General features: G+C 70.5%; 12 protein-coding genes. 1 reads left to right on the top strand and 11 read right to left on the bottom strand.

Annotation, left to right across the window (positions count from 1 at the left end):
• Nucleotides 1-24 precede the first annotated feature (24 nt).
• From RCP37_RS09445 to RCP37_RS09405, 9 genes are all read right to left on the bottom strand, one after another.
• A complete protein-coding gene (locus RCP37_RS09445) occupies nucleotides 25-513 on the bottom strand; it encodes an arginine repressor (protein ID WP_308487015.1) in 489 nt (162 codons plus the stop codon).
• Nucleotides 510-1,436, bottom strand: a complete 927-nt coding sequence (gene argF, locus RCP37_RS09440; protein WP_308486601.1) for an ornithine carbamoyltransferase — start codon at nucleotides 1,434-1,436, stop codon at nucleotides 510-512. Before argF ends, RCP37_RS09445 begins: the two co-directional genes overlap by 4 nt.
• On the bottom strand, nucleotides 1,433-2,611 hold the full coding sequence (locus RCP37_RS09435; RefSeq protein WP_308486600.1) for an acetylornithine transaminase: 1,179 nt from the start codon (nucleotides 2,609-2,611) through the stop codon (nucleotides 1,433-1,435). The genes argF and RCP37_RS09435 overlap by 4 nt, the downstream gene beginning before the upstream one ends.
• A complete protein-coding gene (gene argB / locus RCP37_RS09430; protein ID WP_308486599.1) occupies nucleotides 2,608-3,486 on the bottom strand; it encodes an acetylglutamate kinase in 879 nt (292 codons plus the stop codon). Before argB ends, RCP37_RS09435 begins: the two co-directional genes overlap by 4 nt.
• Complete coding sequence (argJ, locus tag RCP37_RS09425; protein ID WP_308486598.1) at nucleotides 3,483-4,685, bottom strand: bifunctional glutamate N-acetyltransferase/amino-acid acetyltransferase ArgJ; 1,203 nt, start codon at nucleotides 4,683-4,685, stop codon at nucleotides 3,483-3,485. The genes argB and argJ overlap by 4 nt, the downstream gene beginning before the upstream one ends.
• Entirely contained in the window at nucleotides 4,682-5,740 is a 1,059-nt protein-coding gene (gene argC / locus RCP37_RS09420; RefSeq protein ID WP_308486597.1) for an N-acetyl-gamma-glutamyl-phosphate reductase, read from the bottom strand. Before argC ends, argJ begins: the two co-directional genes overlap by 4 nt.
• A gap of 74 nt (nucleotides 5,741-5,814) precedes the next feature.
• On the bottom strand, nucleotides 5,815-7,257 hold the full coding sequence (locus RCP37_RS09415; RefSeq protein WP_308486596.1) for a dihydrolipoyl dehydrogenase family protein: 1,443 nt from the start codon (nucleotides 7,255-7,257) through the stop codon (nucleotides 5,815-5,817).
• Nucleotides 7,258-7,350: 93 nt separating this feature from the next.
• A complete protein-coding gene (locus tag RCP37_RS09410; RefSeq protein WP_308486595.1) occupies nucleotides 7,351-9,999 on the bottom strand; it encodes a PGRS repeat-containing protein in 2,649 nt (882 codons plus the stop codon).
• Nucleotides 10,000-10,139: 140 nt separating this feature from the next.
• A complete protein-coding gene (locus tag RCP37_RS09405) occupies nucleotides 10,140-10,361 on the bottom strand; it encodes a YgaP family membrane protein (protein ID WP_308486594.1) in 222 nt (73 codons plus the stop codon).
• A 242-nt stretch (nucleotides 10,362-10,603) separates the two neighbouring features.
• On the opposite strand from RCP37_RS09405, the gene RCP37_RS09400 reads away from it, so the two are divergent.
• On the top strand, nucleotides 10,604-11,803 hold the full coding sequence (locus RCP37_RS09400) for an NAD(P)/FAD-dependent oxidoreductase (RefSeq protein ID WP_308486593.1): 1,200 nt from the start codon (nucleotides 10,604-10,606) through the stop codon (nucleotides 11,801-11,803).
• Here the strand turns inward: RCP37_RS09400 and pheT are convergent.
• Nucleotides 11,800-14,280: a phenylalanine--tRNA ligase subunit beta gene (gene pheT, locus RCP37_RS09395; protein ID WP_308486592.1), complete on the bottom strand. Its 2,481-nt coding sequence runs from the start codon at nucleotides 14,278-14,280 to the stop codon at nucleotides 11,800-11,802. The two genes, RCP37_RS09400 and pheT, sit on opposite strands and share 4 nt — an antisense overlap.
• A complete protein-coding gene (pheS, locus tag RCP37_RS09390; RefSeq protein ID WP_308486591.1) occupies nucleotides 14,280-15,332 on the bottom strand; it encodes a phenylalanine--tRNA ligase subunit alpha in 1,053 nt (350 codons plus the stop codon). Before pheS ends, pheT begins: the two co-directional genes overlap by 1 nt.
• Nucleotides 15,333-15,400 lie beyond the last annotated feature (68 nt).

Below are 15,400 nucleotides of genomic sequence, written 5' to 3'. Positions count from 1 at the left end.
TGTGTTGCTGTGTGCTTGTGGGTTTTATTGCAGGTCGTTGAGGGTGGCGGCGAGTTCGGCGCCGGTCATCGGCTCGCGGGCCGCCACGAAGATGGTGTCATCCCCGGCGATGGTGCCGACGACGTACGGTAGCGCGGCCCGATCTATGGCGCTGGCCAGGTAGTCCGCCGCTCCGGGCGGGGTGCGCAGCACGGCGAGATTTCCGGTGGCGTCGGTGGACACCAGCAGCTCGCTCAGCAGCCGGCACAGCCGGTCGGTGCCGCCGGAGACGGCGCGCACCGGGCTGCCGTCCTCGGGCACCACGTACACCCCGGCTCCCCCGTCGACACCGCGCAGCTTCACCGCGCCCAGCTCTTCGAGGTCGCGCGACAAGGTGGCCTGGGTGACCTCGATGCCGTCGGCGGCCAGGATGGTGGCCAGCTCGGTCTGGCTGCGTACCGCAGCAGAGGACAGCACCTCGACGATGCGGGCCTGGCGGCCCACTCGTGTGATGGTGCTGTCGGCGCGGCTCATCGCGACCGTTCCAGCAACCACACCAACAGCGCCTTCTGCGCGTGCAAGCGGTTCTCGGCTTCGTCCCACACCGCGCTGCGCGGCCCGTCGATCACCGAGTCGGTGATCTCGTCACCGCGGTGCGCCGGAAGACAGTGCAGCACCGTGACTTCCGGGTCGGCCAGGCCAACCAGTTCGTCGTTGATCTGAAACGGCCGAAACGGCGCCACCCGGTCCAGGCCGTCGTCCTCCTGGCCCATCGAGGTCCAGGTGTCGGTGACCAGCACGTCGGCGCCGGCGGCGGCTTTGGCCGCATCGGCGGTCAGCGTGACCGAGGCACCGGTGTCGGCGGCGCGCGCCTGCGCGGCGGCGACCACGGCGGGGTCGGGCGTGAAGCCTTCGGGGGCGGCGACGGTGACGTGCACCCCGGCGGTCACCCCGCCGAGCATCAGCGAGTGCGCCATGTTGTTGGCGCCGTCACCGAGATAGGTGAGCTTGAGCCCCTTGAGCGTGCCCTTGCGTTCGGCGATGGTCTGCAGGTCGGCCAGCACCTGACAGGGGTGGAACTCATCGGAGAGCGCGTTGACGATCGGCACGCCTGCCGTCGAGGCCATCGCGGTCAGCCGGTCCTGGGCGAACGTGCGCCACACAATGGCGTCGACGTAGCGTGACAGCACCTGCCCGGTGTCTTCGAGGGTTTCGTCGCGGCCCAGCTGGGTGGATCGGCCGTCGACGACGACGGCGTGCCCGCCGAGCTGGGCGATGCCGATCTCGAAGGAGAACCGGGTGCGGGTGGAGTTCTTGTCGAAGATCACCGCGACCCCGCGCGGGCCTTCCAGCGGCCGGCGACTGAACGGCTCGGCCTTGAGTTCGGCTGCCAGCGAAAGGATTTCGGCCTGCTCGGCCGGGGTGACGTCGTCGTCGCGCAGGAAGTGGCGGATCATGACGCAGCCTCCTGGGCGGTGTCGAGGATGCCCGGCAGGGCGGTGATGAAGCTGCCGATCTGTTCCTCGGAGACGATCAGCGGCGGCGCCAACCGGACTACGCCCGCCGCGGCGGCGTTGACCAGGAAGCCGGCCTCGCGGGCGGCCAGTTCGACGGCCTTGGCCTTCGGCTCGGTGAGCACCACCCCCTGCAGCAGGCCCTTGCCCCGGACGTGGTCGACCAGCGGATGGCCCAGTTCCTCGATGCCGTGGCTCAGCGTCTTGCCGAGCGTGGCGGCCCGGGCGATCAGGTCGCCGTCGGCCAGCGCCTTCAGCACCGCCAGCGCGGCCGCGGTGCACACCGGGTTGCCGCCGAAGGTACTGCCGTGCAAGCCCGGGGTCAACAGGTCACCGGCCGCGCCGACCGCCAGGCAGGCGCCGATCGGCAGCCCGCCGCCCAGGCCCTTGGCCAACGTGATGATGTCGGGGGTGATGCCGTCGTGCTGGTGGGCGTAGAAGGCGCCGGTGCGCCCGATCCCGGTCTGGACTTCATCGAGCACCAGCAGGGCGCCGTGGGCGGCGGTGATGCCGCGGGCCTCGGCCAGGTATCCGGCGGGCGGGGTGACGACGCCGCCCTCCCCCATGATCGGCTCCAAGAACACCGCGGCGGTGGTCGAATCGACCGCCGCAGCCAGCGCCTTGGTGTCGCCGTAGGGCACGTGGGTGATGTCGCCGGGCAGCGGCTCGAACGGCGCCTGCTTGTCGGGCTGTCCGGTCAGCGCCAGCGATCCCATGGTCCGGCCGTGGAAGGCGCCTTGGGCGGCAACGATCTTCGTCTTGCCGGTGAGCCGGGTCATCTTGAAGGCCACTTCGTTGGCCTCGGTCCCGGAGTTGCAGAAGAACACCCGCGCCGGCGCGCCGAGATGGTCGACCAGGCCCTCGGCCAGCGCGATGCCCGGCTCGGTCGCGTACAGGTTGGAGGTGTGGCCCAACGTGTTCAGCTGGGTGGTGACGGCCTCGATCACCGCCGGGTGGCGATGGCCGAGCACGTTGACCGCGATGCCGCCGAGCAGATCGACGTAGCTCTTTCCGGCCTCGTCGGTCACCACTGCGCCCTCGCCGCTGACCAGTGCCAGCGGCGGGGTGCCGTAGTTGTTCATCATCACCGCGGACCACCGGTCCTGCAGGGTTGTCATGGGTTTACCACCTTGGTTCCGGTGCCGGCGTGAGTGAAAAGCTCGACCAGCACGCAATGTTCGACGCGGCCGTCGATGATGTGGGCGCTGGGCACCCCACCACGGACGGCGCGCAAGCAGGCTTCGACTTTGGGGATCATGCCGGACTCCAGGCTCGGCAGCAGCTGCTCCAGCGTCGCGGTGTCGATCTCACTGACCAGCGAATCGCGGTTGGGCCAGTCGGTGTAGAGGCCGTCGACGTCGGTGAGCATCAGCAGCTTCTCCGCCTGCAGCGCTTCGGCCAGCGCGGCCGCGGCGGTGTCGGCGTTGATGTTGTGCACCACCCCGTCGGGGTCGGGCGCCAGGGTGGAGACCACCGGAATCCTGCCTGCGGCAATCAGATCCAGCACCGCGGCGGTGTTGACCTGGTCGACGTCGCCCACCAGCCCGATGTCGGTGGCGACCCCGTCGACGTTCACGCTGCGACGGACCGCGGTGAACAGCGCGGCGTCCTCGCCGGTGATGCCGACCGCATACGGGCCGTGGGCGTTGATCAGGCCGACGAGTTCGCGACCGACCTGACCGAACAACACCATGCGCGCCACGTCGAGCACTTCGGGTGTGGTGACCCGGAATCCGCCCTTGAAGTCACCTTCGATGCCGAGCTTGGAGAGCATGGCGCTGATCTGCGGCCCACCGCCGTGCACCACCACCGGGTGGATGCCACAGTTTCGCAGGAAGGCCATGTCGGCGGCGAACGCGTGCTTGAGGGTGTCGTCGGTCATGGCGTTGCCGCCGTATTTGACGACGACGATCTTGCCGTGCAGCTGCTTGAGCCACGGCAGGGCTTCGGCCAACACCTGGGCTTTGATCTGCGTGCTGAGTTGTTCGGTCATGAGCTGTACGCCGAGTTCTCTTCGACGTAGGCGTGCGACAAGTCGGTGGTGCGCACCATGGCCTGCCCGCTGCCGAGGTTGAGTTCCACCGTCACGTGGATGTCCGCGCCGGACAGGTCGACTTCCCGGGCACCGGGCATCGGCGTGCCGCCGGAGAAGACCGGGGAGCCGTTGAACGACACCGTGATCCGGTCCGGGTCGATGGTGAACGGCACCATCCCCACGGCGGCCAGCACCCGTCCCCAGTTGGGGTCCGAGCCGAACAGCGCGGTCTTGACCAGGCTGTCGCGGGCCACGATCCGCGCGGCGATCAGGGCGTCAGCGTCGGTGCCCGCGCCGCTGACAGTGATCGACACCCGCTTGGTGACACCCTCGGCGTCGGCCTGAAGCTGGGCGCACAGGTCGTCGCAGACGGTCAACACCGCGGCGTCGAGCTCGTCTTGGCTGGGCGTGATCTCGCTGGCGCCCGACGACAGCAGCAGCACCGTGTCGTTGGTGGAGCAGCTGCCGTCGATGTCGAGCCGGTCGAACGTCACCGCGGTGGCCCGGCGCAGGGCGACGTCCAGCGCCGCCGCGTCGACCTTGGCGTCGGTGGTCAGCACCACCAGCATGGTGGCCAGCGATGGCGCCAGCATGCCGGCACCCTTGGCCATGCCGCCCACGGTCCAGTCGCCCTTGTGGTGCAGCGCAACCTGTTTGGGGACGGTGTCGGTGGTCATGATGGCGCGGGCGGCTTCGTCTCCGCCGACCAAGCCGCCGGCCATGGCCTGCACCACGTCGGTGACGCCGGCCAGCAGCTTGTCCATCGGCAGCCGGTCACCGATCAGACCGGTGGAGCAGACCGCGACCTCGGCCGCACCGGTCTCGGTGCCCCACTCCGACAGTGCCGCCGCGACGGCTTCGGCGGTGGTGTGGGTGTCCTGGAAACCGCCCGGGCCGGTGCAGGCGTTGGCACCGCCGGAGTTCAGGATCACCGCCCGCAGCCGGCCGGCCTTGAGCACCTGCCGGCTCCACTGCACCGGTGCGGCCTTGACCTGGTTGCTGGTGAACACCCCGGCCGCCGCGTAGTCCGGCCCCTCGTTGAACACCAGCGCCAGGTCCGGATTCCCGGAAACCTTGATGCCCGCGGCGATTCCGGCGGCCCGGAATCCTCCGGGTGCGGTGACACCCTGCTCCCGTACCAGCCGAACGTCACTCATGGCGCCACTCCTACAACGGAAAGTCCTTCGGTCTCCGGCCAGCCCAGCGCCAGGTTCATCGCCTGCACGGCGGCACCGCCGGTGCCCTTGACCAGGTTGTCGATCGCCGCGATCGCGATGAACGTCGAGGCGTCCTCGTCGACGGCGACCGCGAGGTGGGCGGCGTTGCTGCCGATCACCGATCCGGTCTTGGGCAGCTGGCCTTCGGGCAGCAGGTGCACGAACGGCTCGTCGTGATAAGCCTTTTCGTAGACCGCGCGCAGTTCCGACAGCGACGCCGTGGTCTTGGCGGTGCAGGTAGCCAGGATGCCCCGCGAGGTCGGGATCAGCACCGGGACAAACGCGACGCTGACGTCGCGGTGGGTGACCGCGCGCAGCCCTTGGCTGATCTCCGGGGTGTGCCGGTGCGCGCCGCCGATGTTGTAGGCCCGCGCCGATCCGATGACCTCCGAGCCCAGCAGGTCGACCTTGGCGGCCTTGCCGGCACCGGAGGTGCCGCTGACGGCGACCACGGTGACGTCGGGTTCCACCAGTCCGGCGGCGACGGCCGGGAACAACGCCAGCAGCGCCGCGGTCGGGTAACAGCCCGGCACCGCGATCCGCCGGGCGTTGATGAGTTTGTCGCGACCGCCGGGCAACTCCGGCAGACCGTAGGGCCAGGTGCCGGCGTGCGCCGAGCCGTAGAAGCGCTCCCAGTCGGTCGGATCACCCAGCCGGAAGTCCGCGCCGCAGTCGATCACCACGGTGTCGTCGTCAAGCTGTTCGGCCAGAATTGCCGAATGCCCGTGCGGCAGACCGAGGAAGACCACGTCGTGTCCAGCAAGAATGTCGACCTCGGTCGGCTCGAGGACGCGGTCAGCCAGCGGCACCAGATGCGGGTGCTGTTCGCCCAGGGTGCTGCCGGCGTTGCCGGCGGCGGTCAGCGCGCCGATACTCAGCCGGCCGTCGGCGTAGGCGGGGTGCCCGAGCAGCAGCCGCAGGATCTCCCCGCCGGCGTAGCCGCTGGCACCAGCCACCGCCACTTTGATCGCTTTGGTCACTCGGCGATTCTGCATGATTATGCGTTTATACGCAAACTAATTACGGCAGTGTTGGGGCACGAACGTGCAAGCTGCACGGTAGCCGACTCTCAGGCCGCCCCCGCGTCGCGGTAGGCCTCCAGAAGGCGCAGCCACACTTCGCTGATCGTGGGGAAACACGGCACGGCGTGCCACAGCCGGCTGATCGGCACCCGCCCGGCGACGGCGATGGTGGCCGAATGCAGCAATTCGGCCACGCCGGGGCCGACGAAAGCCACGCCGAGCAGGAACAACTCGTCGGCGTCGACCACCATGCGGGCCCGCCCGCGGTAGCCGTCGGCGTGCAGCTTGGCCCCCATCACCGCGTCGCCGATCTCCACGTCCACCACCTGCACCCGGTGGCCGGCCCGCTCGGCCTGCTCGGCGGTGAGCCCGACCGCGGCCGCTTCGGGATCGGTGAAGAAGACCTGCGGTACGGCGTGATGGTCGGCGGTGGCGGCGTGCACGCCCCACGGCGCGGTGTCCAGTGGCTCCCCGGCGGCCCTGGCGCCGATGGCGTCGCCGGCGATACGCGCCTGATATTTGCCCTCGTGGGTGAGCAGCGCGCGGTGATTGGCGTCGCCGCACGCATAGAGCCACCCTTCGTCGACGGCGCGCACCCGGCAGGTGTCGTCGACCTCCAGCCAGTCGCCGGGGGTGAGTCCGACGGTTTCCAGGCCGATGTCTCCGGTGAGCGGGGTACGGCCGGTCGCGAACAGGATCTCGTCGACGTCGAGCTCGGTGCCGTCGGTCAGCTGCAACCGCACCGGGCCGTCGCCCGCACGCCGCAGGCGGGCAACCGACACACCGGTGCGCACATCGACTCCGGCGTCTGTGAGCCCGCGGGCGACGTATTCGCCGACGAACGGTTCCATCCGCGGCAACAAGCCCGAGCCGCGCACCAGCAACGTCACCGCCGAGCCCAATCCCTGCCAGGCGGTGGCCATCTCAACGCCCACACCGCCGGCCCCGACCACGGCGAGGCGCCGGGGCACCGACGTGGCCTCGGTGGCTTCGCGATTGGTCCACGCACGGGCGTCGGCCAGACCGGGCAGATCCGGCAGGGCCGCGCGGGTGCCGGTGCAGACGACGACGGCGTGCCGGGCGGTCAGTTTCACGTCGCCATCCTCGGTGGCGACGACCACCCGTCGTGGCCCGTCCAGGCGACCGTGGCCGCGCACCAGGGTCGCGCCGATCGCCTTGACCCAATCCGCCTGCCCGGAGTCGTCCCAGTCCCCCACATAGCGATTGCGGCGCTGAAACACCCCTGCGGCATCGATCGAAGAGCTGACGGCCTGTCGTGCGCCGTCGACGCGGCGCGCATCATCGAGCGCGAGCACCGGCCGCAGCAGGGCCTTGCTGGGCACGCAGGCCCAGTAGGAACATTCGCCGCCGATGAGTTCTCGTTCCACGATCGCCACGGTCAGCCCGGCGACACGGGCGCGGTCGGCGACGTTCTCCCCGACCGGTCCGGCGCCCAGGACGACCACGTCAAAGGATTCGGGTTGGTGCATCGAGTCGACCCCCTCCAGGTCCCGCTCCGCGAACGGTGGCGACTCTCAGCATGCCCGAACAGCGGCTGCTGTTTGTGTGAATGCGTTGCGCGATCAGGGGTTGTTGGCGCCGGGTGACCCGGCGGCCCCAACGGTGCCGTCGAACCCACCGTTGCCGCCGCGCCCCCCGTTGCCGCCGACGCCGCCCACACCGGTGCCATCCGCACCACCGATGCCACCGGCACCTCCTACACCGCCGACGCCGGTTCCGTTGGCACCGGGAGCGCCGCCGTCACCGCCGACACCACCATCACCGCCGCGGGAGACGGCGTCCGTGCTGGACCCGGTGTCGACCTCGACTTGGCCCAGACCTCCGGCGCCGCCGGCGCCACCGATCGCGGTGCCCACACCTGCAGCGCCTGAGTCGCCACCGTTTCCGCCGGTCGCACTGCCGCCGGAAATGGAGTAGAAGCTAGCCCCGTCACCCTCGACCTTGCCGATTCCGCCGGCGCCACCGTGGGCCCCACCGCTACCAGCCCCGCCGTTACCGCCGGTCGCAGTGCCACTGGTGATGAAGCCGGAGCCGGTGCCGAGTGCCTGTACCGCTGCGCCGCCGCCGTCGCCGCCCACGCTGCCGACCCCGTCTGCGGCGCCCCCGTCGCCGCCGTGCCCGTTGCCGCTGGTCGAGCAGTCGCAGTAACTCGCCACCCCGCCAATGCCGCCGTTACCACCGTGGCCGCCGTTGCTGGCCGCCCCGCCCTGCCCGCCGGTGCCTGTGCCGGTGGCGGAACCGGGGGCCTGGTTGACCTGGACCGTCCCGCCGCCTCCGTTGCCGCCGATGCTGCCGGCGCCGGTGGCGTCGCCACCGTTGCCGCCGACGGAGTCACCGGTGGCTGTGCCACCGGTAGTCAGCAACGCACCGTTCGCGGCCACGCCCCCGTCGCCGCCGGTGCCGCCGTCACTGCCCGCACCGCCCTGACCGCCGGTCACCGTACCGCTGGCTTTGCCCGCGCTGTCGGCCAGAATGGCGGCCACGCCGCCGGCGCCGCCGGACCCGCTTCCAATGGCCGCACCGCCTGCCCCTCCGGTAGCAACACTCAAGGCGCCGCCGGCAACACTGCCGGTTTCGTCGGCGGCGATCAGGGCCCAACCGCCGTGTCCACCGGTACCACCGGCCGCGGTAGCCGACCCCGCGCCGCCCGCGGCGCCGTTCCCACCGATCGCGGTACCACCGGCATTCCCGCCGCCGGTGCTGTAGATGGCGGCGCCGCCGCCACCGCCGCCGCCGCCACCGCCGTAGCCGGGCCCGCCGGTGCCGCCGGCCTCACCCGCACCACCCGCGCCCCCGACTCCGCCCTGCCCGGGGCCGCCGACACCCGGCACCCCGTCGATGTACCTGGCGCCGTCACCACCGGCTCCACCGTGACCGCCGCCGCCGGCGACACCGCCGGCCACCATGCTCAGACCGCCGGTGCCACCGGTACCACCATTGCCACCGGTCTGTGCGGCCAGGAACTGGGCCAGCCCCAACGGCTCTTCGCGCAACCCGGAGCTCACGCCGCCGTCACCCCCGACGCCGCCGTTCCCGCCGACCAGTCCACTACCGCCGGCACCGCCGTCGCCGCCGTCACCGGCCAGGATGTAGGCACCGCTGACCCCGGCGCCCCCATCACCACCGTCGCCGCCGTTGCCCAGCGTTCCGTCACTGCCACGACCGCCCTGCTGGCCCACCAGGCCGGCGGTACCGCCGGCGCCACCGACGCCGACGCTGCTACCGGCGTTGCCGCCGTTTCCGCCGTTTCCGCCGCTGCCGCGGGTGGCGGCGTCACCGATCGCCCCGCCGCCGCCACGGCCACCGTCGCCGCTGTTGCCACCGGCACCGCCCCCGCCGCCGTTGGCGAACATGCCCACGGCATTGCCGCCCTGACCGCCCGCGCCGCCGGCCCCGCCAACTCCGCCGACACCGCCGACACCGCCGCCCAGCGCCCACTGCCCCGCCGCACCGGTCACACCGACACCACCATCACCGCCGGCCCCGCCGAGGCCGCCTAAGCCGAACAGCCAACCGGGCGCGGCCCCACCGTCACCGCCGGCACCACCGACCCCGCCGGCGATCCCGGCCCCGCCTTCACCGCCCGCACCGCCGGAACCGGCCATCACGCCGCCGGAGCCGCCGTCACCACCATCGAAACCGGCCGCTCCCGCCCCGCCGGCACCGCCGTTGCCGATCCAGCCCAAGGCGTCGCCGCCGTCGCCACCGGCCACACCCTGACCCGTGCCGTCAAAGCCCGCCCCACCGTCGCCGAACCACAATCCGCCGTTCCCGCCGTCCGGGTTCTGCAGCGTTCCGTCAGCACCGTTTCCGATCAGGAACTGCCCGGACACCTGGTTGACGAAATCGTCGACCTGGGTTCCGAACGGGCTGTCGATCCACTGCTGCAGACCGTCGTGCAACGGCTCATAGATCCACTGGTCGAGGAACGCCGTTGCATTCCAGGCTCCGGCTGCGGCCGGCTCCGCTGATAGCTCGCCGAACCCGGACAGCAATGCAGCCCAGGATGAGGGGTCGGTCCACTCGCTGAAATCCGCTGGCGCAGTTTGAATCCACGCGGCGGGATCGAACAGATCCTCGAATCCGAAGTCGGCCTGTGCCTCGGGCGCCGCGCTCAACGGCATTACCCCGAACGCCAGGAATCCGGCGACCGTGCTCGTGGCCCCCACCATCCGCTGCCGATTGACCCGGCTGTGTCCCTGAGCATCCATGACGCACCCCATCCCCGCCCCGTCCGGTGACTCCGAACGTCTCAGGAAACAGTCAACGAAGTGCAAACGCGACGCACATCATCCAAAAGGATGATTTTCAGGCAAGCAGCGCCGGAGCCGAGCCACCCAGCGCTTGGACGCTAGGAAGGGAGGCTGTCGCGGTGCAGCCCGCACTCCGCGGAGGTGCGCACACCAAGGCGGTACAGCACCAGGCTCGCCGGGCACCAGCCCGCGAACGCATCAAGCAGCAGGCTCAGGCCCACAAAGCCGGTGAGGATGAGCCACAGGGGGCCAAAGAGATACGCCAGCGTTGCGCTGGTCAGCACCGCCGTCCCGGCCATCAGATGCAGAACACGCTCCAAGGGCCACCCCGGTGGGCATGGCGGCTTGAAAGTCGCCCGCTGGGTTCCGGCAGCAGTGTGGTCGCGTTGCATCGGCGTTCTCCTTCGCGTGTGACCTGTGGGGCTCTCCTGCGCGGCGGCGCTGGACCGCACCACGCATACCCGCTAGGGTATCTATTATACCCCAGTGGGTATTGTCAGACCTGGTCGAGGGACGCGGTTGAGCCACACCCGCACCGAACCACCCATGGAAGGAACCACCCATGCCACAGGCCCCCGCCGCAAAGAAGCTGCTCATCCTCGGCGCCGGCGTCGGCGGCTTGAGCGTCATCAAGGAGATCGCCGCATACGACTCGGCAGCAGCAATACTCGACGAGATCGACATCACAATCGTCGACGAGGACTTCTCCCACTTCCTCGGGTTCACCCTGCCGTGGGTCATGCGAGGCTGGCGCGCAGCCGACAGCGTGCCGATCCGGCCCACCGAAGCTGCGCTGAACCGGATCAACCGGGTTACCGGCCGAGTCAGCACGATCGATCCTCAGCGGCGGCAGGCCACTTTGGCTGATGACACCACGCTGGATTTCGACGCCCTGATCCTGGCCACCGGTGCGCGCAATGCCGTCGATCGGGTGCCGGGGCTCGCCGATGCGGTGATCAAAGGGGTGGCGATTCACTACTACGACCACGACGCCGCGGCCGTGGCGCATCGTGCCCTGAGCGGTTTCACCGGCGGGCGACTGATGTTCCTGGTGACCTCACCGGTCTATCGCTGCCCAGTGGCTCCTTACGAGGGCGCGATGCTCGCGGCCGACCTGCTGGAGACAACGGGCACACGAGCTTCCACCGAGATCACCGCCTACACACCCGAAGCGCAACCCATGCCGTCCGCCGGCCCCTACGCCGGGCTGGAACTCATCGAGTTCCTGCGGCAGCGGGACATCGCATTCCACGCCGAACATCAGGTCGTCGCCATTGACGCCGAGCGCCGGGTCGCCACATTCGACAACGGCGCCGAGGCCGGCTTCGACTTGTTGATGTTCATCCCGCCGCACCGCCCGGCAGTCACGATCGGTGACGAAGACTGGATCAGCGTCGATACGGCAACCATGGCGACCCGACACCCGGGCATCTACGCAATCGGCGACACCACGGCCGTCACCACCCCCTGGGGTCGATCGTTGCCCAAAGCGGCGGCCTTCGCCCGCAACGGCGCGGTGTCGGCGGCCCGCAGTGCCCTGCATTATCTCGGCATCATCGGCCGCACCGAGGAACTGTCCGGGCAGGGCTACTGCTACCTCGACACCGGGGCGGGCGCGTCATCGCTGGGAGCGGGTGATTTCTTCGCTGAGCCGCCGGAGATTCACCTCAGCACCCCATCGGCGGAACTCAACCGTCAGAAGAACGACGAGGAACAGCAGTGGCGAGCGCTCTGGGAGACCGAAAACCCGCTCCTGCGTTAGCGCAGCGCGGCGCCGACGGCTTCGCCGGCGCGGACGACGGCGGCGTCGCGGGCGGCGCTGGCCTCGTCCTCGGTCAGCGTGCGATCGGCAGCCCGGAAGCGCAGCGCGAACGCCAGCGACTTGCGGCCCTCGCCGACCTGCGGGCCGGTGTAGACGTCGAACAGCGCGATGTCCTCCAGCAGCTCACCGGCGCCCTCGCGCACCGCGTCGGCCACCGATTGGGCGGTCACCTTCTCATCGACCACCAGGGCCAGGTCCTGGAACACCGCCGGGAACGGCGACACCCGGGGAGCCGGCAGCGCCGCGGTCACCGGAATGGCGTCCAGGTCCAGCTCGACCGCACAGGTGCCCTTGGGCAGGCCGGCGCGTTCGATGACGGCCGGGTGCAGCTGGCCGGCGTGACCGATCACGGTCTCGCCGACCAGCACCTCGGCACAGCGGCCCGGATGCCACGGCAAGTAGGCCGCGGAGCGCAGTGTGACCTCGACGCCGCTGGCGCCGGCGATCACCCGTGCCGCCTCGATGGCGTCGGCGGCTTCCACCGGACGGCCCGGGCCCCACGGTCCGCGGGGCTCGGCCAGGCCGGTCAGTGCGACCGCGATGTGCTGCGGCTGGCGCGGCAGGGCGGCGTCGATCCCGGCGATCTCGGCCTCGGTCGGCCGCCGGGCGGGCGTGACGGCCGGGAACTCGGCCGGGCCTACCGACTGCACCACCTGGGCGATCGCGAACAGTGCGACGTCATTCATGCCGCGGGACACGTTGCGGCCCAAGGCTTCCAACAGGCTGGGCAGCAGGGTGCTGGCCAGCTGGGGCCGGTCGGCCTCCAGCGGGTTGAGCACCGACACCGTGGCGCGGCGCGGGTCGTCATCGGCCAGCCCCCAGGTGTCGAACACTCCGGCGGGCAGGAACGGCGAGGTCAGCACCTCAACGTAGCCGGCCAGGGCCAGCGACTTGCCGATCGCGCGGCGCCGGCGCTGGGTGGGAGTCAGGCCACGTCCGGCCGGTGCGGCGGGCAGCACCGGCTGGATGGACTCCAGTCCCTCCAGCCGCAGCACCTCCTCAACCAGGTCGGCGGGTTGGCGCAGGTCCGGCCGCCAACTCGGCGGGGTGACGGTCAGGAGGTCACCGCCGGCCGCCACCTCGCAGCCGATCTGAATCAGTCGGCGAACGGTGGTGCCCTCGGGGTAGCTCACCCCCGCGGTGCGGTCCGGCAGGTCGGCGGGAATCTCGATGGGAGCCTGGCTCCAGTTCTCGACGGGCGGGTCGCCGCGCCAGTCGGTCAGGCCCGATCCGATGACTCCCCCGGCGATCTCGGCCAGCAGGCTCGCGCAGCGGTCCAGCACGGCCACCGAGATGGCCGGGTCGACGGAGCGCTCGTAGCGCCGGGCGGCCTCGCTGGGCAGGTGCAGCCGCCGCGCGGTCCGTGACACCGCCGCGGGGTCCCAGATCGCGGCTTCCAGCAGCACATCGGTTGAGTCGTCGCGCATTTCGGTGCTGCCCGAACCCATCACGCCGCCGATCGCGGCGGTGGCGACGTCATCGACGATCAGCACGTCGATCGGCTCGAGCTTGCGTTCGATGTCATCCAGCGTGGTGACGGTCTCGCCGGCCGCGGCGAAGCGGACGTCGAAGCCGCCGGTGATGCGGGCCCGGTCGTGGGCGTGCATCGGGTGACCGAGTTCGACCATGACGTAGTTGGTGGCGTCGACGGCCGGGGAGATCGCCCGGATGCCGCACAGCGCCAGCCGCCGTTGCAGCCACCACGGCGAGACCGCCGCCGGGTCGATACCGGTGACGCTGCGCAGCGCGAAGCGTCGCACCCCGGTGCCGGGTTGCACACTCAGCGGCCACGCCTCGCCCTCGGCGGGCAGTGCCGGGACCAAAGCCGGGTCAGCAAAATCCAGGTCCAGCACGTTGGCTATGTCGCGTGCCAGCCCCCGTACTGACATGCAGTAGCCGCGGTCGGGGGTGATGGCCAGCTCGTAGACCACGTCGTCGAGGCCCAGCACGTCCGCGGCGTCCGCACCCGGCTCGGCCGTGCCTTCCGGCAGCACCAAGATGCCGGAATGATCGGTGCTCAGTCGTATTTCGGATGCCGAGCAGATCATGCCGTCGGAGGTGCGGCCGTAGGTCTTGCGGGTGGCAATCGCGAAATCACCGGGCAGCACCGCGCCCGGCAGCGCCACCGCGACCAGGTCGCCGACGGCGAAATTACTGGCACCGCAGACGATGTCGCGCGGCTCGGCTTCGCCGACGTCGACACGGCAGGCCCGGATCGGCTTCTTGAACTCGGTGAGTTCCTCGATCTCGACAACTCGGCCGACCTTGAACGGCCCGGTGACCGGGCCCAGGGTGTGCACGCCCTCGACCTCGTGGCCGATCCGCAGCAGCGCCTGCTCGAGTTCGTCGGCGGTGATCTCGAATCCCGGCGCGCCGGCGATCAGGGTCTCACGCAACCAGCTGTAGGGAATACGCATCAGGCACCCACCCCGAACGGCAGGGAGAACCGGACGTCGCCCTCGACCATGTCGCGCATGTCGGGTATTCCGTTGCGGAACTGCAGGGTTCGCTCCAATCCCATGCCGAAGGCGAAGCCGGAGTATTCGGCCGGGTCGATGCCCACCGCACGCAGCACGTTGGGGTGCACCATTCCGCAACCGCCCCATTCCACCCAGCCGGGTCCGCCCTTCTTGCCCTCGAACCAGATGTCGACCTCGGCCGACGGCTCGGTGAACGGGAAGAAGTGCGGCCGGATGCGGGTCTTGGCGGCCGGCCCGAACTCGGACTGGGCGAAGGCGTCCAGGGTGCCGCGCAGGTGCGCCATGGTCAGGCCGCGATCGACCGCCAGCCCCTCGACCTGGTGGAACACCGGGGTGTGGGTGGCGTCGAGTTCGTCGGTGCGGAAGGTGCGCCCGATCGAGACGACGTAGACCGGCAGTTCGCGGGCCAGCAGGGCGCGGATCTGCACCGGGGAGGTGTGCGTGCGCAGCAGTTGCCGCGATCCGGCCGGGGCGATGTGGAAAGTGTCCTGGTCACTGCGCGCGGGGTGGTCGACCGGGAAGTTCAGCGCGTCGAAGTTGAAGTGTTCGGCTTCGACCTCGGGGCCTTCGACCAGTTCCCAGCCCATCGCGACGAAGGTGTCGGCGACGTGCTCGGCCAGCATGGTGATGGGGTGTCGCGCGCCGACGGGCTTGCGCGCCGAGGGCAGGGTGACATCGATGCTTTCGGCGGCCAGCACCGCGGCGTCACGCTCGGCGCGCAGGGCCGCCAGGCGTTCGTCGTAGGCGCGCTGGGCGTCGGTGCGTACGGCGTTGACGCGCTTGCCCGCGTCGGCGCGCTCGGCCTTGTCGAGCTTGGCCAGCGCCTGGCGGGCCAGCGCCAGCGGCGCCCTGTCACCGAGGTGCTCGGTTTTGGCGTGAGCCAGCGCATCCAGGTCGGCGGCCGCGGCAAAGGCGGCCTGCGCCGCCTGCAGCGCCGAGGTCAGGGTCGCGTCGGAGACGACGGACAGGTCGACTGGTTGTTCGCCCACGCGAGGAAACTCCCCCTACTGGCTGTGATTTTGGCTGAGACGCAAGCGTCGATCTTATCGACATGACG

The sequence above is a fragment of the Mycolicibacter sp. MU0102 genome (assembly GCF_963378105.1).
Lineage (GTDB): Bacteria > Actinomycetota > Actinomycetes > Mycobacteriales > Mycobacteriaceae > Mycobacterium > Mycobacterium holstebronense.
This window is presented reverse-complemented; position numbering and strand designations above follow the sequence as displayed.

Bases quoted from the DNA above. Each gene is read 5' to 3' on its own strand.
- RCP37_RS09410 (WP_308486595.1), bottom strand. From the start codon at position 9,999: ATGGATGCTCAGGGACACAGCCGGGTCAATCGGCAGCGGATGGTGGGG.
- RCP37_RS09445 (WP_308487015.1), bottom strand. From the start codon at position 513: ATGAGCCGCGCCGACAGCACCATCACACGAGTGGGCCGCCAGGCCCGC.
- RCP37_RS09415 (WP_308486596.1), bottom strand. From the start codon at position 7,257: ATGCACCAACCCGAATCCTTTGACGTGGTCGTCCTGGGCGCCGGACCG.
- argJ (WP_308486598.1), bottom strand. From the start codon at position 4,685: ATGAGTGACGTTCGGCTGGTACGGGAGCAGGGTGTCACCGCACCCGGA.
- argC (WP_308486597.1), bottom strand. From the start codon at position 5,740: ATGCAGAATCGCCGAGTGACCAAAGCGATCAAAGTGGCGGTGGCTGGT.
- argB (WP_308486599.1), bottom strand. From the start codon at position 3,486: ATGACCGAACAACTCAGCACGCAGATCAAAGCCCAGGTGTTGGCCGAA.
- RCP37_RS09400 (WP_308486593.1), top strand. From the start codon at position 10,604: ATGCCACAGGCCCCCGCCGCAAAGAAGCTGCTCATCCTCGGCGCCGGC.
- argF (WP_308486601.1), bottom strand. From the start codon at position 1,436: ATGATCCGCCACTTCCTGCGCGACGACGACGTCACCCCGGCCGAGCAG.
- pheT (WP_308486592.1), bottom strand. From the start codon at position 14,280: ATGCGTATTCCCTACAGCTGGTTGCGTGAGACCCTGATCGCCGGCGCG.
- RCP37_RS09435 (WP_308486600.1), bottom strand. From the start codon at position 2,611: ATGACAACCCTGCAGGACCGGTGGTCCGCGGTGATGATGAACAACTAC.